This window comes from Rhizobium sp. BK376 (assembly GCF_004341625.1).
GTDB lineage: Bacteria > Pseudomonadota > Alphaproteobacteria > Rhizobiales > Rhizobiaceae > Rhizobium.
Window position 1 is genome coordinate 482,507 of record NZ_SLZG01000004.1, and the last position, 17,524, is coordinate 500,030.

At 59.6% G+C, this 17,524-nt stretch carries 18 protein-coding genes; 4 read left to right on the plus strand and 14 right to left on the minus strand.

Annotated features, from left to right (window positions below; translation table 11 throughout):
- Window positions 1-4: 4 nt before the first annotated feature.
- The 8 genes from tsaE to EV561_RS14360 all read right to left on the minus strand — a co-directional run bounded on the left by tsaE (window position 5) and on the right by EV561_RS14360 (window position 9,775).
- Entirely contained in the window at window positions 5-1,522 is a 1,518-nt protein-coding gene (tsaE, locus tag EV561_RS14325; protein ID WP_132522531.1) for a tRNA (adenosine(37)-N6)-threonylcarbamoyltransferase complex ATPase subunit type 1 TsaE, read from the minus strand.
- A complete protein-coding gene (locus tag EV561_RS14330; protein ID WP_132522533.1) occupies window positions 1,519-4,101 on the minus strand; it encodes a PAS domain-containing sensor histidine kinase in 2,583 nt (860 codons plus the stop codon). Before EV561_RS14330 ends, tsaE begins: the two co-directional genes overlap by 4 nt.
- Window positions 4,102-4,305: 204 nt before the next feature.
- Entirely contained in the window at window positions 4,306-5,706 is a 1,401-nt protein-coding gene (gene ahcY / locus EV561_RS14335) for an adenosylhomocysteinase (RefSeq protein WP_132522535.1), read from the minus strand.
- 163 nt (window positions 5,707-5,869) lie between these two features.
- Entirely contained in the window at window positions 5,870-6,145 is a 276-nt protein-coding gene (locus EV561_RS14340) for an HPr family phosphocarrier protein (RefSeq protein ID WP_132522537.1), read from the minus strand.
- Window positions 6,146-6,164: 19 nt separating this feature from the next.
- A complete protein-coding gene (locus EV561_RS14345; protein ID WP_132522539.1) occupies window positions 6,165-6,566 on the minus strand; it encodes a PTS sugar transporter subunit IIA in 402 nt (133 codons plus the stop codon).
- A gap of 152 nt (window positions 6,567-6,718) precedes the next feature.
- On the minus strand, window positions 6,719-7,171 hold the full coding sequence (locus EV561_RS14350) for an HPr kinase/phosphorylase (RefSeq protein ID WP_132522541.1): 453 nt from the start codon (window positions 7,169-7,171) through the stop codon (window positions 6,719-6,721).
- Window positions 7,168-8,898 carry a sensor histidine kinase gene (locus EV561_RS14355; RefSeq protein ID WP_245512667.1) on the minus strand — a complete coding sequence of 577 codons (1,731 nt, stop codon included), beginning with the start codon at window positions 8,896-8,898 and terminating at the stop codon, window positions 7,168-7,170. Before EV561_RS14355 ends, EV561_RS14350 begins: the two co-directional genes overlap by 4 nt.
- 139 nt (window positions 8,899-9,037) lie before the next feature.
- Window positions 9,038-9,775, minus strand: a complete 738-nt coding sequence (locus tag EV561_RS14360) for a response regulator transcription factor (protein ID WP_207910534.1) — start codon at window positions 9,773-9,775, stop codon at window positions 9,038-9,040.
- 347 nt (window positions 9,776-10,122) lie between these two features.
- On the opposite strand from EV561_RS14360, the gene EV561_RS14365 reads away from it, so the two are divergent.
- The 4 genes from EV561_RS14365 (at window position 10,123) to EV561_RS14380 (ending at window position 13,472) form a co-directional block, all read left to right on the plus strand.
- Window positions 10,123-11,733: a phosphoenolpyruvate carboxykinase gene (locus tag EV561_RS14365; protein WP_132522547.1), complete on the plus strand. Its 1,611-nt coding sequence runs from the start codon at window positions 10,123-10,125 to the stop codon at window positions 11,731-11,733.
- A 114-nt stretch (window positions 11,734-11,847) separates the two neighbouring features.
- Window positions 11,848-12,282, plus strand: a complete 435-nt coding sequence (arfB, locus tag EV561_RS14370; protein ID WP_132522549.1) for an alternative ribosome rescue aminoacyl-tRNA hydrolase ArfB — start codon at window positions 11,848-11,850, stop codon at window positions 12,280-12,282.
- 80 nt (window positions 12,283-12,362) lie between these two features.
- Window positions 12,363-12,812, plus strand: coding sequence for a peptidoglycan-binding protein LysM (lysM, locus tag EV561_RS14375; RefSeq protein ID WP_132522551.1), 450 nt, complete (start codon window positions 12,363-12,365; stop codon window positions 12,810-12,812).
- A gap of 51 nt (window positions 12,813-12,863) precedes the next feature.
- Window positions 12,864-13,472, plus strand: a complete 609-nt coding sequence (locus EV561_RS14380; RefSeq protein ID WP_132522553.1) for an alpha-ketoglutarate-dependent dioxygenase AlkB — start codon at window positions 12,864-12,866, stop codon at window positions 13,470-13,472.
- Window positions 13,473-13,502: 30 nt separating this feature from the next.
- Here the strand turns inward: EV561_RS14380 and coaA are convergent, their stop codons facing one another.
- From coaA to EV561_RS14410, 6 genes are read right to left on the minus strand one after another with little or no spacing between them, the layout of a single operon-like run.
- A complete protein-coding gene (gene coaA, locus EV561_RS14385; protein WP_132522555.1) occupies window positions 13,503-14,498 on the minus strand; it encodes a type I pantothenate kinase in 996 nt (331 codons plus the stop codon).
- 5 nt (window positions 14,499-14,503) lie between these two features.
- Window positions 14,504-14,818: a phosphoribosyl-ATP diphosphatase gene (locus tag EV561_RS14390; RefSeq protein ID WP_132522557.1), complete on the minus strand. Its 315-nt coding sequence runs from the start codon at window positions 14,816-14,818 to the stop codon at window positions 14,504-14,506.
- A gap of 15 nt (window positions 14,819-14,833) precedes the next feature.
- The gene (gene hisF, locus EV561_RS14395; RefSeq protein WP_132522559.1) at window positions 14,834-15,610 is read right to left on the minus strand and encodes an imidazole glycerol phosphate synthase subunit HisF; all 777 of its coding nucleotides are present in this window, start codon (window positions 15,608-15,610) and stop codon (window positions 14,834-14,836) included.
- Complete coding sequence (gene hisA / locus EV561_RS14400; RefSeq protein WP_132522561.1) at window positions 15,607-16,356, minus strand: 1-(5-phosphoribosyl)-5-[(5-phosphoribosylamino)methylideneamino]imidazole-4-carboxamide isomerase; 750 nt, start codon at window positions 16,354-16,356, stop codon at window positions 15,607-15,609. Before hisA ends, hisF begins: the two co-directional genes overlap by 4 nt.
- Window positions 16,357-16,383: 27 nt before the next feature.
- Window positions 16,384-17,034: an imidazole glycerol phosphate synthase subunit HisH gene (gene hisH / locus EV561_RS14405; RefSeq protein WP_132522563.1), complete on the minus strand. Its 651-nt coding sequence runs from the start codon at window positions 17,032-17,034 to the stop codon at window positions 16,384-16,386.
- Between the two features lie 3 nt (window positions 17,035-17,037).
- A complete protein-coding gene (locus EV561_RS14410; RefSeq protein ID WP_132522565.1) occupies window positions 17,038-17,514 on the minus strand; it encodes a DUF2628 domain-containing protein in 477 nt (158 codons plus the stop codon).
- Between the last annotated feature and the right edge of the window lie 10 nt (window positions 17,515-17,524).

Below are 17,524 nucleotides of genomic sequence, written 5' to 3' on the forward strand. Positions count from 1 at the left end.
GAAGTTATGATTCGCTTTCGCCTATTCCAGCCCTTGTACACCAATCGCGCAAGGGGGAGAGTGCTTCATGCTCGAAGGCGACCTTGAGATAGGTAAGCGTTCTCGGCATGTGCTTGAGATAACCGGGCTTGCCGTCGCGCTTGAGCAGCCGGACCCAGAGGCCGGCAAGCTTGCAGTTGCGCTGCGCCGACATGATCGCCCAGCTCTTCAGGAAAGTCGGCTCGTCAAACCCCGCCTCCAGCCGACGAAGCGCCAGATAGTCGCCCATCAGCTGGTCCTGAAGCGGACGGTCGATCGTGACCCTGGCGTCCTGGACGATGGAGGCGAGATCATAGGCGGTCGGCCCGATCATGGCGTCCTGGAAGTCGATCATGCCGATGCGCTTCAGGCCATGCTCGTTCGGCCGCCAGATGATATTCGGGGAATGAAAGTCCCTGAGCAGCAGGTTTTTTTCCGCGCTGTTAAGCTCGTCGATCAGATGATCCCAGATCGCTAGATATTCCGCCCGCTCCGCATTACTTGCCTCGCGCCCGCTTTTCCACGGCAAGTGCCAGTCAACCAGCAGCCGCGCTTCCATCTTCATCGCGACCCGGTCGAAATCGGGAATGTGATGGATATGATCGGGCGTGACCGGGATGTCCTGCGGCATGGGAAGCGAATGCAGATGCGCGAGACAGGCAACACTTTCCCGATAACGCTCGGGGATCGGCAGTCCTTCGGTATCGAGAACACCCTCGGTGCCGAGATCCTCGATCAGGAGAATGCCCGCATCGTAGTCCACGCCATAGATCTCGGGTGCGGCGAAGCCGTCATCTCTAAGCACATTCGCCAGCGCTACGAAGGGGTAGGCATCCTCGGCAAGATGCGCCACCTTCGGATATGGTTTGCCGTCGAGAACCGGCGGGCCGTCGGGGCGGCGCGGCCAGTCCATCAGGATTTGGCGCGCGCTGCCGTCCGCCGGATAGACCGATTCATAGGCGCGCAGCGATGCATCGCCGGTCAGGAACCGCCGCCTTGCGTCGGCAAGACCATTGGCGGCGAGGAAGGCGCGGATATCGAGCACGCGCCGAATACGCGCCATCTCCTGCTCTGGTGCTTTTATCGTGACACGCCGGCCTTTGCCTTCATGTTCGAGCTTCAGGTTGATGCGCGAGGCGGGCAGATCGCCCTCCGCCATTTCCGGCCATTCGACGATGCAGATGCCGTTCTGCAAAGCCTCGTCAAAGCCGAGTTCCACCAACTCATCGGGATGGCCGAGGCGATAGAGATCGAAATGGGAAACCGGAATGCGCAGATCGTAGGATTGCACGAGCGTGAATGTCGGGCTCGGGACGTCGAGGCTGTCGTCGTCGGCGATCGCGCGCAGCAGGGCACGGGCAAGTGAGGACTTGCCGGCCCCCAGGTCGCCGGAGAGCGCCAGGCAATCGCGCGCTTTCAGCGCCAGGGCGAGGTCTTCACCAAGCAATGCGGTTGTTGCGTCGTCTTCCAGGAAAATAGAAATGGCGTCGTCTGCTGCAATCATTCGGCTGCGACGGAGTGGGGCAGATCGGCGGACGGGATGCGGCATATGACCGTCGTGCCCTTGCCGGGCTGGCTGTCGATCGACACCTTGCCGTTGTGCAGGCTGACGAAGCTTTCGACGATCGAGAGGCCGAGGCCCGCGCCGTTGCGCTTGCCGCCCTTGCCGCTGGCGAAGCGGTTGAATACAGCGCGCATCATCTCTTCAGGAATGCCCGGCCCCTTGTCGGCGACGGAGAAGACGAAATCCGTGCCCTCACGGTGGCATTTCAGCGAGATGATCGAGCCTTCGGGTGCAAAATTCGCAGCGTTGTTCAAAAGTTTGAGCAGGATCTGCTTCAGGCGCTGCTGGTCGGCGACGAGACTGCCGAGGTGTGCCGGGACGAGAATCTCGAGCGTCACGCCGCTCTCCTGCAGCCGGTCGGCGATCTGGATCGAAACGTCGTCCAGCAGCTCGTCCAGCCGGATCTCGGAATAATTCAGTCGCATGATGCCGGCGTCGACCGTAGCAAGGTCGAGAATGTCGTTGACCAGAGTGAGCAGAAGCGAAGACGAGGTCGAAATATGATCGATATATTCCGCCTGCCGATCGTTCAGCGGCCCGATGCCAGGGGTCTTCAGGAGATCGGTGAAGCCAATGATGTTGGTGAGCGGTGACCGCAATTCGTAGGAAACGTGCTGTACGAAATCGTTCTTCAGCTCGTCGGCCTTGCGCAGCGCTTCGTTCTTTTCCGTCAGGGCCCGCTCGGCGCGGACACTGTCCGTCATGTTGACGAAGGTCAGCATCGTCTGCGCGTTGGGTAACGGGATGATCGCGTAATCCAGCACCAGGCCGGAGAAGAGCTCGAGCGTTCCCTGCGAGGAGGGCCGTTCGTCATCGAAGCTGGTGATCTGCTCTGCAAAGCGGTTCCAGCCATCCGGCCCGTCATAGGAAGGGGCGCAGGCATCTGCCAGACCGCGAATATGGGTGCCCGGCGCAGCCTGGGCCTCGGTGATGCCCCAGAGCGCCCGGAAAGCGGGGTTGGAAAGCCGGATGCGGCCATCCGGGCCGAACACGGCGACGCCTTCGGAGAGGTGATCGATCGTCTCGCCCTGTACCTTGACCAGCGTATTGTAGCGCGTCTCGAGATCGACCTGTTCCGTCAGGTTCTCGAAGACCCAGGTGGCGCCGCCCTGCGGATGCGCGGTCGCGAATACCCGGAGAATCTGCCCGTTCGGCAGATGCCAGAGATCGGATTGTGTATCGAGCGATCGATAGACCGACAGCGCTCCGTCCTTCCAGCTCTTCCAGTTCAGCGAATCCGGCAGCTTCTTGGCGGCGCGGAGCCGTTCCAGCAGCTCGCCATTGTCCGGCTTGGATTCGAGGAAGGCGATATCGAATTCCCAGAGGCTGACGAAAGCCTGATTGTAGAATTGCAGGCGGCGCTCGCCATCGAAGATCGCAACGGGAGTGGCCAGATGATCCAGCGTTTCGGCGTGGCTCTTCAACGTGCGCTGGAGTTCGGCGCGAACCGCCTCCGTTTCTGAAACGTCGATGGCGATGCCGGCAGAACCGTTCGGAACCTTGACGTCAACGACATCGAAGAATGTGCGGTTGCCATGGACGACCGTCGAAATCTTGTCGTGGAATGGCGATTCGGGCGTGGCCAGCGCGCGGATCCGCTCGCGGGAAATGGTCGGAAGAAATTCACGGCTCTCCCGCAGAGCTTCCTCCGGGGTAACCGCTTCGACGGCATCGCCATAGGCTTGGTTGACCCAGGTGAGCCTGCCCTGCGGATCGCGTTGCCAGACCGGCAGGTCGATGGCGTCGAGCAATCCCTGGAAGGCCGAGATCGACGTCATCAGCCGGTCCCGCTCGATCTTCAGTTCCGCCAGTTCGGCGCGCAGGTTGTTGAGCGCGATGAAGCGAACGAAGGCACGCCCGCCGGAAATGCGGCCCTGCGCCTCCAATATCTCTTCACGGTTGGTCTCGACGACCATGTCGAAACCCTGTCCGCTGCTGCGCAATTTGTCGATCGACTTGTCAAGTTCTGCAGCAGACCAGGATTTCAGCCAGAGGCCGAATGCAAGGAATTCATTGTCCTGCGGCGCGCCTGTTTCGGCAGGCAGTTGGCCGAGAAGTTCCGGCCGTGCGTCCGGGCCATCCCAGATCACGATCCTGCGGTTCTTGTCGGCGATCAGGGCCTGGTATTGAGAAATACGCTGATTGGCATCTGACAGAGCCGAACGGATCTCGCGGCTCTCCGTTTCGATGTTGCCGCGCTGCCGCACCATCCAGATGGCGGAGAGAAGTGCCGCCGAAACAATGCCGATGACGACGGAAAAGGTAACCATTTCGGAAGAGGTAAACAGGCGTGTCGTTTCCGGGACTTTCGCCTGCGCAAGCGCAGGGCCTGCGATCGCAGCCAGGGCCGTTCCGGACGCGTAGAGTGCTAGAAGACGTGCCACGGCACTCGCCTTCCGGAACACATGGTATCGCCCGATCTTTTGACCATCTGCTCTTTTCCCGCCATGCCTTTGCATCGCGGACGCATAGGATGATGCATCCGCCTGCTCAGGCAGGCTGTCCTTCATTTCCGACATTCGCGGTCTGTCTCCGTCCTGTAATGTGCCGCATTTCGACAAGACATCCCATTTTCGCAGCGTCACCAAAGTGTTGCCAGCTACGAATCAAGTCTGAGAAGAATACCGTTTAAGGGAATCTGCGGAAAGGGCGGAGCTCAAAAAATAAGCCGCGGCATTTGTCAATGCCGCGGCCACAACATCTTGTGGATATTGAGTCTAGACTTAGTACCTGTAGTGGTCGGCCTTGAAAGGACCCTGCGGGCTGACGCCGATATAGGCGGCCTGCTCGGCGGAGAGTTCCGTAAGCTTTACGCCAAGCTTTGCGAGATGCAGGCGAGCGACCTTCTCGTCGAGATGCTTCGGCAGAATGTAGACTTCATTCTTGTATTCGCCGGGCTTGGTGAAGAGCTCGATCTGCGCCAGCGTCTGGTTGGTGAACGAGGCAGACATGACGAAGGACGGGTGACCCGTGGCGTTGCCGAGGTTCAGCAGGCGGCCTTCCGAGAGCAGGATGATGCGGTTGCCCTTCGGGAACTCGATCATGTCGACCTGCGGCTTGATGTTCGTCCACTTCAGGTTACGAAGTGCTGCAACTTCGATTTCGTTGTCGAAGTGGCCGATATTGCCAACGATCGCCATGTCCTTCATCGCGCGCATGTGGTCGATGCGGATGACGTCCTTGTTGCCGGTCGTGGTGATGAAGATGTCGGCCGAGGAGACGACGTCTTCAAGCAGCACGACTTCAAAGCCGTCCATGGCAGCCTGCAGCGCGCAGATCGGGTCGGCTTCCGTGACCTTGACGCGGGCGCCGGCGCCGGCGAGCGATGCTGCCGAACCCTTGCCAACGTCGCCGTAGCCGCAGACGACAGCGACCTTGCCGGCCATCATCACGTCGGTGCCGCGACGGATACCGTCGACCAGCGATTCCTTGCAGCCGTACTTGTTGTCGAACTTCGATTTGGTGACCGAGTCGTTGACGTTGATCGCCGGAAAGGGCAGCAGGCCCTTCTTGGAGAGTTCATACAGTCGGTGAACGCCTGTTGTCGTTTCTTCGGTAACGCCCTTGATCGCGTCGCGCTGCTTGGTGAACCAGCCCGGCGATGCCTTCAGGCGCTTCTTGATCTGTGCAAAGAGGATTTCCTCTTCTTCGGAATGCGGGCTCGACAGCACGTCTTCACCAGCTTCGGCGCGAGCGCCGAGCAGGATGTACATGGTGGCGTCGCCGCCGTCGTCGAGGATCATGTTCGACAGGCCGCCATCGGCCCACTGGAAGATCTTGTCGGTATATTCCCAATATTCAGTGAGCGACTCGCCCTTGACGGCGAAGACCGGGATACCGGCAGCGGCGATCGCTGCAGCGGCATGGTCCTGCGTCGAGAAGATGTTGCAGGATGCCCAGCGAACTTCGGCGCCGAGTGCGATCAGCGTCTCGATGAGAACGCCCGTCTGGATCGTCATGTGGAGCGAACCGGTGATGCGGGCGCCCTTGAGCGGCTTCTTCTCGCCGAATTCGGCGCGGCAAGCCATCAGGCCCGGCATTTCGGTTTCGGCGATCGAGAGTTCCTTGCGGCCAAACTCCGCAAGCCCGATATCGGCGACGAGGTAGTCCTTTTCAGTGCTCATGAAGGTCTCCAGCCTGGACGAAGCATCCGGACCGCCGGCGATCGGGCGACGGAATGCAAGATTGCGCACGCAATGCGCGGAATGATGCCCGTTTAGCAGTCTTGGAGCGGGAAAGCAATAAGGATATAAAGAAGTCTTTATGTCTTTATATGGTTGGCGGCAGCTAGATCTCTTCGCCGAACTTGTTCTGGACAAGCTGATCCAAAGCTTCGAGAGCCTCGGCAGCCTGGTTTCCGCTTGCCGTGACGAGAACGCTGCAGCCTGGGCTTGCGGCGAGCATCATCAGCCCCATGATCGAATTGCCTCCGACCGTCGTCCCGTCCCTGGAAACGGTGATCGCAGCGTCAAAGGCCTCGACTGTCTGGACGAATTTCGCCGAGGCGCGCGCGTGCAGGCCTCGCTTGTTGATGATCAGGAGTTCGCGGGAGTGCGATGTCATGGATGGAGCGGATGCCTCGTTATTTGCCGCTGAGCACACGGCTCGCCACGTTGATATATTTACGTCCCGCTTCCGAAGCCTCGACCAAGGCCTTTTCCATGTTGTTCTCGCCACGCACACCGGCAAGCTTGATCAGCATCGGTAAGTTGACGCCGGCAATCACTTCGGTGTGGCCGCTGCTCATGACTGAAATCGCCAGATTGGAGGGTGTACCCCCGAACATGTCAGTTAGAATGATGACGCCATGGCCGTCGTCGGCCGCAGAGACGGCCTGCAATATGTCCTGGCGTCTCTGATCCATATCGTCTTCGGGACCGATCGATACAGTTTCTATGAATTTCTGCGGACCAACGACATGCTCGACTGCATGGCGAAACTCTTCAGCCAGCTTGCCATGAGTGACAAGCACAAGTCCGATCATGATGTTAATGCTCCCATCGCATAAGCAATCCGGGTGGCCCCATATCGCAATGCAGCAATCTCGTCCACCGTGGGGGGACATCTTGGCGATGAAAAGACGAAGTGCAAGCCTAAAATATCGAAATCGGATTGTCGCTGCGGCTCGGTCACGTATCAATTCAACCTGATCGGGATTTTCGCCATAATTATGGCAAGCGGATTGATGGCCGTCGAGGAGATGCGGATCACCGGCAGCGAAATACCCTCCACCACTTCGATCTGCTCGTTTTCGTCAGGCAGCCGTTCGGCTGTGTTGGGATCGCCCGGCAGCACCGCAAAATGGATGAGAACCGGCGAAATATAGGGAATGCGCAGAATCCCCGTTCCCCGCACCTCCATCAGGCCGGCGATCGCCGGCGGGCATTCCGCAATGACGTGGCCGTTGCGCAGCGATACCAATACGCGGTCGTCGGCAACAAGCGCGGAGAAGAGGCCGAGGGGCTTTGCGGCCGCAAGGCATGAAAAAGCAATCGAGGACTTGCCCACCCCCGATGGTCCGAGGAAGAGAAGGCCGGTCGTGGCGACGACGATCGCCGTTCCGTGTATGTTGGTAACGTCGTCCATCATGCGTGCGCTTCAGCCGGTAGTGAGAGGATGAAGCGAGCGCCGATTGGATGGGCGTCCTCGCCGTCGGTAATGTTTTCGGCCCTCAGCGATCCACCATGAGCCTCGGCAATCTGCCTGCTGATGGAGAGCCCCAGGCCGGAATTCTGCCCGAAACCTTCCGATTCGGGCCGGTCTGTATAAAAGCGTTCGAAGATGCGGTCGATATCCTCGGCCTGGATGCCAGGGCCGTTGTCCTCGACATAGATGACGCAGCGGGTGCGCGTCCGCACTAGCCGGACGATGATCTTGCCGCCCTCCGCAGGTACGAAGGATCTCGCGTTCTCGATGAGGTTGGTGATGATCTGGCCGATGCGAAGATCGTGCCCGTTGGTCACGAAGCGGGTTTTCGCTCCAGGCTTGCGATCGACGACATATTCGATCTCGACCGGCTTCTTGGTGTGGCGAACCTGTCTCGAAAGGTCGACGAGGTCGCGCAGCAGGATTTCCATGTCCACCGGTCCGGCATCGCTGCGCGCAAGTTCGGCGTCGAGACGGGAGGCGTCAGAAATATCGCTGATCAGGCGGTCGAGACGCCGGACATCGTGCTGGATGACGTCCATCAGCCGTTTCTTGGAATCCTCGTTGCGGGCGAGCGGCAATGTTTCCACGGCGCTTCTGAGCGACGTCAGCGGATTCTTCAGCTCGTGGCTGACATCGGCGGCAAAGCTTTCAATCGCGTCGATGCGGTCGTAAAGCGCCGTTGTCATCTCGCGCAAGGCGATGGAAAGATTGCCGATTTCGTCCTGGCGGGCGGAAAAGTCCGGGATCTCCTCGCGCTCCTTGGATCCCCGGCGTACACGAATGGCCGCCGCCGACAGGCGTCTCAGCGGGTTGGCGATGGTGGAGGAAAGAAGCAGCGACAGCACGACGTTGACGAGCGTGGCGACACCGAAGACGCGCATGATCGCGAGGCGCTCGGCATGGACGATCTTGTCGATATCGCCGGCCTGGGTCGACAGAAGGAGGACACCGAGCACGGCGCGGAAACGCTGAATCGGCACTGCGACGGAAACGATCAACTCGCCCTTTTCGGTCGTGCGCACAACCGCGCCCCGGACGCCTGTCAGCGCGTTCATCACCTCAGGATAGATCGAGCCGTCGCCGCCTGGCGCTTCCTTGTAAACGGGAAGATTGCCGGGCTGTAGCATCTTGTTCAGCAGGCCGCTGAACCAGTCCGACCAGCTTTGGGTCTCATCCTCGACCGGCGGCAGATCGAAGCGCAACACCTGTCCGCGGGAATAGAGATGGCGCGAATCCAGCAGGAGATTGGCATCGGCGTCGAAGATGCGGGCGCGCGTATGCGTTGGCGAGATCAGCCGCCGCAGAACTGGCGCGACCTTTTCCGGATCGATCGGGAACTCCAGGTCCTCATCGTTGGGAACAGGCGTAATGCTCTGCCCGGCTTGAAGCTCGAGCAGCTTCTGCGGGTCGATCGTGATGGAATTGGTATCGACTGAGGCCGAAGCGGAGACGGCACCGGCGATGATCTCGCCTTGCGTGAGCAGGCTCTCGACACGGGCGTCGATCAGGCCCTCGCGAAACTGATTGAGATAAAGGATACCGCCGACAAGGACGACCAATGCGGTCAGATTGAAGAACAGGATACGCCGGGTCAGGCTCGAAAAAACGGCGTTGCCGAAAATCCGTCGGATAAGCGTAAAAGGATGGGTCCAACGCCTGCGCGCGATGCGAACGCCACCTGGGCTATCCGTATCGTCTAGATCTCTATGCTGCACGAGTTGTGCCAAGCCGCCGCCCTTTCAAAGAGCAGGAACCGGCAATCCTGCCCACATTCTTCATTCGATGCCCTTTGCCTTGTGGATGGCGTTACGCTGCTTCGCGGAAGCGGTATCCGACTCCGTAGAGCGTTTCGATCATATCAAAATCGAGATCAACCATCTTGAATTTCTTGCGAAGACGCTTGATGTGGCTGTCAATCGTGCGGTCATCCACATAAACTTGCTCATCATAGGCCGCATCCATCAGCGCATCGCGACTTTTCACCACGCCAGGGCGCTGGGCGAGCGAGTGGAGAATCAAAAATTCCGTCACTGTCAGCGTGACCGGCTCGCCCTTCCAGGTGCAGGTATGACGCTCCTGGTCCATGACGAGCTGGCCGCGTTCCAGCGAACGGGCCTGCTGCACGGCACCGGGCTTGGCCGCGACACCCGCTGTTCCTCCTGTCGTAGCCACGGCTTCCCGGGCCGAGGCACGCCTCAAGACCGCCTTGACGCGCTCGACCAGCAGGCGCTGGGAGAAGGGCTTTGTGATGAAGTCGTCGGCGCCCATCTTCAGGCCGAAGAGCTCATCGATCTCCTCATCCTTGGACGTTAGGAAAATCACCGGCATGTCGGATTTCTGCCGCAGGCGACGCAACAATTCCATGCCGTCCATGCGGGGCATCTTGATGTCGAAAATAGCCAGCTGCGGCGGGCGAGCCAGAAGACCGTCGAGCGCGGAAGCACCGTCCGTATAGGTCTCGACCTTGTATCCTTCAGCTTCCAGAGCAATCGAAACGGAAGTGAGAATATTGCGGTCGTCATCTACGAGCGCGATTGTCAGCATGGTATTCGTCTCCGTCATCAAGAGCGCATCTCCGGATTTGAGGTCCAGTCCGGTTCCCGGCTCGGGTAGCCGGAACCAGGCGCGCTTATCGGGATAAAGGTGGAACAAATTGTGGCAAAGATAAAGGGCAAGCCGATGCGATCGGCTGAAGCAGCTTTAAAATTGCGTGAAATTTTGTTCGATAAGAATCAAGACCTTCAAACGATTTAAAATAATCTACAGAAATTTAAATCGATTAAATAATTGATATCACTGGATTTTCTCGAATTTGTGATCTTGCGCTTTTAAAAAAGCTCTCTACTCTTTGGGCAGTTTCAACGGCAGTGATCTGCAGAGAGGACCAAGCCATGCAGCAGTTCGGAGTACGCAATCCGGCGACGGAGCTGGAGACGATCGGGTTAGGAAACGCCGCAAGTGTGCGTTATAACCTCGCTGCAGCCCGCCTCTATGAAGAAGCGATTCGCCGCGGTGAAGCCGATCTGACGGCCCATGGCGCCCTGCGCGCCATCACCGGTCAGCATACCGGACGTTCTCCGAAAGATAAGTTTGTCGTCCGCGATGCCACGACAGAAGACCAGATCTGGTGGGACAACAACAAGCCCATGTCGCCGGAGCATTTTGCTCTGCTGCACAAGGACATGCTCGCCCATGCCGCCGGAAAGGACCTCTTCGTGCAGGATCTGGTCGGCGGCGCCGACGTGGACTACACGCTGCCAACACGCGTGATCACCGAGTTCGCCTGGCACTCGCTGTTCATCCGCAACTTGCTGATCCGCCCGGAACGCTCGGCGCTCGAAGCCTTCGTACCGAAGCTGACGATCATCGATCTGCCGAGCTTCCGTGCCGATCCGGAGCGCTACGGCTGCCGTTCGGAGACGGTCATCGCCTGCAATTTCGCTGAGGGTATCGTCCTGATCGCCGGGACCTCCTATGCCGGCGAGATGAAGAAGTCGGTCTTCACCGTCCTGAATTACCTCCTGCCGGAAAAATCCGTCATGCCGATGCACTGCTCGGCCAATGTCGGTCCCGACGGCGACGCAGCGATCTTCTTCGGCCTTTCGGGCACGGGCAAGACAACGCTCTCTGCTGACCCGACCCGTACGCTGATCGGCGACGACGAGCATGGCTGGGGCGAAAACGGCATCTTCAACTTCGAGGGCGGTTGCTACGCCAAGACCATCCGCCTGTCGGCCGAAGCTGAGCCGGAGATCTACGCGACCACGCGGCGTTTCGGCACCGTGCTCGAGAATGTCGTGCTCGATGAACACGGCATGCCTGATCTCGACGACGGTTCGCTGACGGAAAACACCCGCAGCGCCTATCCGCTGGATTTTATCCCGAACGCGTCGGAAACCGGCATGACCGGCCATCCCCAGACGATCATCATGCTGACCGCCGATGCCTTCGGCGTCATGCCGCCGATCGCCCGGCTGACCCCGGAGCAGGCCATGTACCACTTCCTGTCCGGTTACACCGCCAAGGTCGCCGGCACCGAAAAGGGCGTGACCGAGCCGGAAGCAACCTTCTCGACCTGCTTCGGCGCACCCTTCATGCCACGTCATCCGGCCGAATACGGCAATCTGCTCAAGGAGCTGATCGGCCGCCACGGCGTTCAATGCTGGTTGGTCAATACCGGTTGGACCGGCGGTGCCTACGGAACGGGTCATCGCATGCCGATCAAGGCGACGCGCGCGCTCCTGTCAGCTGCGCTGAAGGGCGATCTCGATGACGTCGAATTCCGCGTCGATCCGAATTTCGGCTTTGCTGTTCCGGTCGCAGTGGCTGGCGTCGAAAGCGGTATCCTTGATCCGCGTTCGACCTGGGCAGACGGCGTGGCCTATGACGCGCAGGCGAGCAGGCTCGTGCAGATGTTCATCACCAACTTTGCCAAGTTCGAAGATCATGTGGACGGCAACGTCCGTGATGCAGCGCCCGGCGTGCGGGCAGCTGCCGAGTAATTGCGCTCACCTTGACTCACGTGAAACCCGGCGAGCGATCGCCGGGTTTTTCTTTGCCTGCAGGAATGTTTTCAAGCGCCCGCCAATGTGGGATAGACGGACGCGGAGAAAAACATGGCCAGCGATACGCTTTACATCAATGACAGGATCACCATTGCCGGCTGGGAGCTGACCGAACAGTTCGTTCTGGCAGGCGGTCCCGGCGGTCAGAACGTCAACAAGGTGTCGACGGCGGTTCAGCTGTTCTTCGACATCGCCAATTCGCCGTCGCTCAATGATCGCGTCAAGGCAAATGCAATCCGCCTGGCGGGCCGGCGGGTCTCGAAGGACGGCGTATTGATGATCGAGGCAAGCCGTTTCCGCAGTCAGGATCGCAACCGCGAGGACGCCCGCGAGCGTCTGAAGGAACTTATTCTGGAGGCGGCCGCGCCTCCGCCTCCGCCACGCCGCAAGACCAAGCCCACCAGGGGCTCGATAGAGCGCAGGCTGAAGGAAAAATCAGGCCGGTCCGAAGTCAAGAAGATGCGCGGCAAGCCTGGCGGTGATTAAGCTAATTTTAATTTAGCATCTTGTCTTTCCGCGCCCGCGCACTCCTTTACCCTTGTCGAAACAGATCAAGGGAGAGCGTCGTGGGGTTGTTCAATTTCATCAAGGAAGCCGGAAAGAAGCTCGGCATCGGTGGCGGCGAGCCGGACGCGGCGTCGGTCAAGAAGGAGCTCGATTCGCATGGGCTCGGCACGGATGGCGTCAACGTCCAAGTGGCCGGCGACAAGATCGTGCTGCAGGGTGAGGTCAAGGACCAGGCGGCGTTCGAGAAGGCCGTGATCGCGGTTGGAAACACGCTCGGAATCTCGAAGGTCGAGGCGGGCGAGTTGAAGGTTGCGGCAGCGCCGGCCAAGGATCCCGTCCTCTATACCGTCAAGAAGGGCGACAATCTCTGGAAGATCGCCGAGGCCGAATATGGCAAGGGGCAGGGCGCCAAGAATAACATCATCTTCGAAGCCAACAAGCCGATGCTGACCCATCCAGACAAGATCTATCCCGGTCAGGTTCTGCGCATTCCGCCTCTGGAAGGCTAGGCGGCCGGGTGATATTGCGGTTCTCGAGGTTCATCGACCGGGATATCAGCAATGTCCACCTTGCCGAACGGCGTAAGATATATTCCGGACTATCTCGACCGCGCCAGGCAGGAAACGCTGGTCGAGGCGATCCGCGCTATCGTGGCCGAGGCGCCGCTGTTTGTCCCCGTCATGCCCGGAACCGGCAAGCCGATGTCTGTGCGCATGACCAATTGCGGTCCTCTGGGCTGGGTGACGGACAAGGAGCGCGGTTACCGCTACCAGCCGATCCATCCCGTGACAGGAAAGCCATGGCCGGCGATACCGGCCGACCTCCTGCAGCTATGGACCGACATAGCCGGCTATGAAAAACCGCCGGAAGCCTGCCTCGTCAATTTCTACGCTGACGACGCCCGCATGGGTCTCCACCAGGACAAGGACGAGAAGGACCTCGGGGCTCCGGTTCTGTCCATCTCGCTCGGCAACACCTGCCTCTTCCGCGTCGGCGGCAACAACCGGTCGGATCGCACGCTATCCTTCAAGCTTTCAAGCGGCGATATCGTGGTGCTGGGGGGCGAGGGCAGGCTCTGCTTTCATGGGGTCGATCGCATCTATCCGGCAACGTCGACGCTGCTCAAAAACGGCGGACGGATCAATCTGACTTTGAGACGTGTAACCTGACGTCTTTCCCCTGTCGGAAGGCGCCGATTGCTAGAGCTTCCGCAACGCCACCTGCTCAATCAAGTGATTCTTTCCCTTCTGCAGGATGAGATCGGCCCTTGGCCGTGTCGGCAGAATATTCTGGCGTAGGTTCTTCAGGTTGATGTTCTTCCAGAGCCCTTCGGCTGTCCTCAATGCTTCGTCTTCGGTGATCGAGGCATAGCGGTGGAAGAAGGAGTTCGGGTCGCGGAATGCCGTTTCCCTAAGCTTCATGAAGCGGTTGACGTACCAGTTGCGGATCAGGCTCTCTTCCGCGTCGATATAGATCGAGAAGTCGAAGAAATCAGAGACCATCGGAATGATCTTGCCGTCTGCCGGCAGATGCCGCGACTGTAGGACATTGATGCCTTCGAAGATCAGGATGTCGGGCCGGTCGACGACCCTGTATTCGTCGGGCAGCACGTCATAGACCAGATGCGAATAGCACGGCGCTTTCACATTCTGCTGTCCGGCCTTGATTGCCGAAAGGAAGCGCAGCAGCGCTGCCGTATCGTAGCTTTCCGGAAAGCCCTTTCGTTGCATGAGATTGCGCTGCTGCAGCACCGCATTCGGATGCAGGAAGCCATCCGTGGTGATGAGATCGACCTTCGGGCTCGAGGGCCAGCGACCCAGAAGCTCTTTCAGGACACGCGCGGTGGTCGATTTCCCGACCGCCACCGAACCGGCGATGCCGATAACGAAGGGCGTCTTGGTGACGTCGGACAGGCTCAGGAATCGGTTGCGCTGTTCAAACAGGATCTGCGACGATTCCACATGCGAGGAGAGCAGGCGCGACAGCGAAAGATAGATGCGCCTGACCTCGTCGAGATCGATCGGGTCGCCCATCGAGCGCAGCCGTTTCACTTCGTCGGCGGTCAACGTCAGCGGTGTATCCGCGCGAAAATGCGACCACTCTTCGGAAGAAAAGAAATGATAGGGCGAATAGGCATTCGCCTGGAAGTGATCGAGCGGTTCTGGTGCCGCGGAAATCTGAGTTGCTATACTCATGAGCTCTATCGCTTGGCCTTTTCTTCGAGGCCGGATTGGGTGGTGCGCCGCTCAAGCTCGCTCATGACATTCTGTAACGGAATATCAGCAATCTTCAATACGACCATCAGGTGATAAAGAAGGTCCGCAGCCTCGTAAGTCAGGTTTTCACGGTCGTTGGTGACCGCCGCCATGACGGCCTCGACCGCTTCCTCCCCCAGTTTCTTGGCAGCCTTCGACTGCCCGGCAGCATAAAGTTTGGCGGTCCAGGATTCCTCCGGGGAGGCCTTCGAACGCTTATCGACGATCTGTTCCAGATCGGAGAGTGTAAATCCGCTCATAGCCTTCCTTAGTCGTCAATCGAGCCGCATCGCGATGCCGCGTTCTGACATATAGTGCTTTGCTTCGCCTACGGAATAGGTTCCGAAATGGAAGATGGACGCCGCAAGCACTGCCGTTGCATGTCCTTCCTTCACCCCGGCGACCAGATCGTCCAGCGTACCGACGCCGCCCGATGCGATGACAGGCACGCGAACCGAATCGGCGATCGTCCGCGTCAGCTCCAGATCGTAGCCGATCTTGGTTCCGTCGCGGTCCATGGAGGTGACAAGCAGCTCGCCGGCGCCGCGCTCGACCATCCTCTGCGCGAACTCGACCGCATCGATGCCCGTGGGCTGCCGGCCGCCATGGGTGAAGATCTCCCAGCGATCACCTTCGCCGACACGCGACACCTTCTTGGCATCGATCGAAACGACGATGCACTGGTTGCCAAACTTGTCGGCGGCCTCGTTGACGAAATCGGGATTTTTGACGGCAGCCGAATTGATCGACACCTTGTCGGCGCCGCTGAGCAGCAGCTTGCGGATATCGGCGACGGTGCGTACGCCGCCGCCCACGGTGACGGGCATGAAGCACTGCTCGGCAGTGCGGGCCACCACGTCGAAGATCGTATCGCGATTGTCCGAGGAGGCAGTGATGTCGAGGAAGCAAAGCTCGTCGGCGCCGGCCGCATCATAGGCCTTGGCCGCCTCGACCGGGTCGCCGGCATCTATGAGATTGAGGAAGTTCACGCCCTTGACGACACGGCCGTCCTTGACGTCAAGGCAGGGAATGACGCGAGCCTTCAGGGTCATTGCGCAGCCTCCTTTGCGCGGGCGGCCTTGATCAGCGCCAAAGCTTCCGCAGGGTCGATACGGCCATCGTATAGCGCGCGGCCGGAAATAGCACCTTCGAGCTTGCGCGCATCCGGCTCAAGCATCCGGTGAATATCGTTGATCGAAGCAAGGCCGCCCGACGCGATGACGGGGATCGAAACGGCTTCCGCCAGTTCCAGCGTCGAATCCCAGTTGATGCCGGTCAGGATGCCGTCGCGGTCGATGTCGGTATAGATGATCGCGGCAACGCCCACACCTTCGAATTTTTTCGCAAGCTCGATCACGCCAAGCTCGGAAGCTTCCGCCCAGCCCTCGACGGCAACCTTGCCGCCCTTGGCATCTATGCCGACCGCGACGCCATCGGGAAAGAGCCTGCAAGCCTCCTTGACGAGCATCGGATCACGAACGGCAACCGTACCAAGGATGACGCGCGTCAGGCCGCGGGACAACCAGCTCTCGATATGGGCGAGCGTGCGAATGCCGCCACCGAGTTGGACCGGGTTTTTCGTCGATTTCAGGATGGCGTCGACAGCCGCGCCATTGACCGTCTCGCCGGCAAAAGCGCCGTTGAGATCAACCACATGCAGCCATTCGAAGCCCTGTTCCTCGAATGCTTTCGCTTGGGCGCCGGGATCGGGATTGTAGACGGTGGCCTGCTCCATGTCTCCGAGCTTCAGCCGCACGCACTGCCCATCCTTGAGATCGATGGCGGGAAATAGGATCATTGGTCTGTCCTTAAGGCACGCGCGAGCTCAAGGCTTCCAGCGCAGGAAATTGGCAATTAGCGCCAGGCCGAGTCTCTGGCTCTTTTCGGGATGGAACTGCGAGCCGGCCATGTTGTCGCGACCGACGAAAGCGGTCATGGGGCCGCCGTAGTTCGTCGTCGCGATGACATCGCCGGGCTTCTCGGCAGCGAGATGGTAGGAATGCACGAAATAGGCGTGCAGACCGTCCGTACCGGTTGGAATGCCGTCGAAGAGCGGATGCGGATGGGCAAGATCGAGCGTATTCCAGCCGATCTGCGGAACCTTCAAATTGGGATCGCCAGGCGTCATTTCAACGACATCGCCCTTGATCCAGCCAAGCCCCTCGGTAATCGTCTTTTCAAGCCCGCGGGAGGACATCAGCTGCATCCCGACGCAGATGCCGAGGAACGGCCGCGCCTTCTGTTCCACGACCTCGATCAGCGCTTCCGTCATGCCGGCCACGGCATCCAAGCCGCGGCGGCAATCGGCATAGGCGCCGACGCCAGGCAGCACGATCCGGTCTGCGGTCGCGACCCGGTCAGCCTTGTCGGTCAGGTCGATCGTTGCGTCGATGCCGGCTTCCCGGGCGGCACGTTCGAAGGCTTTCGTGGCGGAACGGAGGTTACCCGACCCGTAGTCGATGATTGCAACACGCATAAATCAACGACCTCCGTCGTAGCCGGGAAGCCCGAAAGCGTTACCACGGCTCTGGGAACCGGAAGAAGGCGGCATATCCCATTTTACTGCAGGGATATCCTCCTTTTCAGCGGGCTCCATGTCTGAGAAATAAATGTCTTCCGCCGTCGCGAGATTGGCCGCCGAAAGAAGCCCCTCCGGCCGCCAGCCCCTGGACGAAAGGTTCGAAAACACAAGGTGCCGACCCTCGAATGCGGTCAGGAAATGCACCGCAAAGATGATGGCCGCGCCTGCCGGACCGAACCCCTGCATGTTGAACAACTGGAACCCGATCGCCTGGATGAGAAACGCGACGATCGCGTAAAACCATAGCCTATGAAAGAGAAGCCAGAGCACGGGAAATAGAAAGGCCGGAAACGAAAAGCCGTCACGGATGAACCGCGTCTTTTCGAGGTTTCCGCCGGCCGCCTCTGGAGGCGTCAAAATCAGATAACTTGCCATCATACTGCTC

Excerpts from the sequence above, each read along its gene's own strand:
- tsaE (WP_132522531.1), bottom strand. The coding sequence starts at position 1,522 with ATGATTGCAGCAGACGACGCCATTTCTATTTTCCTGGAAGACGACGCA.
- EV561_RS14330 (WP_132522533.1), bottom strand. The coding sequence starts at position 4,101 with ATGTCGGAAATGAAGGACAGCCTGCCTGAGCAGGCGGATGCATCATCC.
- ahcY (WP_132522535.1), bottom strand. The coding sequence starts at position 5,706 with ATGAGCACTGAAAAGGACTACCTCGTCGCCGATATCGGGCTTGCGGAG.
- EV561_RS14340 (WP_132522537.1), bottom strand. The coding sequence starts at position 6,145 with ATGACATCGCACTCCCGCGAACTCCTGATCATCAACAAGCGAGGCCTG.
- EV561_RS14345 (WP_132522539.1), bottom strand. The coding sequence starts at position 6,566 with ATGATCGGACTTGTGCTTGTCACTCATGGCAAGCTGGCTGAAGAGTTT.
- EV561_RS14350 (WP_132522541.1), bottom strand. The coding sequence starts at position 7,171 with ATGATGGACGACGTTACCAACATACACGGAACGGCGATCGTCGTCGCC.
- EV561_RS14360 (WP_207910534.1), bottom strand. The coding sequence starts at position 9,775 with ATGCTGACAATCGCGCTCGTAGATGACGACCGCAATATTCTCACTTCC.
- EV561_RS14365 (WP_132522547.1), top strand. The coding sequence starts at position 10,123 with ATGCAGCAGTTCGGAGTACGCAATCCGGCGACGGAGCTGGAGACGATC.
- arfB (WP_132522549.1), top strand. The coding sequence starts at position 11,848 with ATGGCCAGCGATACGCTTTACATCAATGACAGGATCACCATTGCCGGC.
- EV561_RS14380 (WP_132522553.1), top strand. The coding sequence starts at position 12,864 with ATGTCCACCTTGCCGAACGGCGTAAGATATATTCCGGACTATCTCGAC.
- coaA (WP_132522555.1), bottom strand. The coding sequence starts at position 14,498 with ATGAGTATAGCAACTCAGATTTCCGCGGCACCAGAACCGCTCGATCAC.
- EV561_RS14390 (WP_132522557.1), bottom strand. The coding sequence starts at position 14,818 with ATGAGCGGATTTACACTCTCCGATCTGGAACAGATCGTCGATAAGCGT.
- hisF (WP_132522559.1), bottom strand. The coding sequence starts at position 15,610 with ATGACCCTGAAGGCTCGCGTCATTCCCTGCCTTGACGTCAAGGACGGC.
- hisA (WP_132522561.1), bottom strand. The coding sequence starts at position 16,356 with ATGATCCTATTTCCCGCCATCGATCTCAAGGATGGGCAGTGCGTGCGG.
- hisH (WP_132522563.1), bottom strand. The coding sequence starts at position 17,034 with ATGCGTGTTGCAATCATCGACTACGGGTCGGGTAACCTCCGTTCCGCC.
- EV561_RS14410 (WP_132522565.1), bottom strand. The coding sequence starts at position 17,514 with ATGGCAAGTTATCTGATTTTGACGCCTCCAGAGGCGGCCGGCGGAAAC.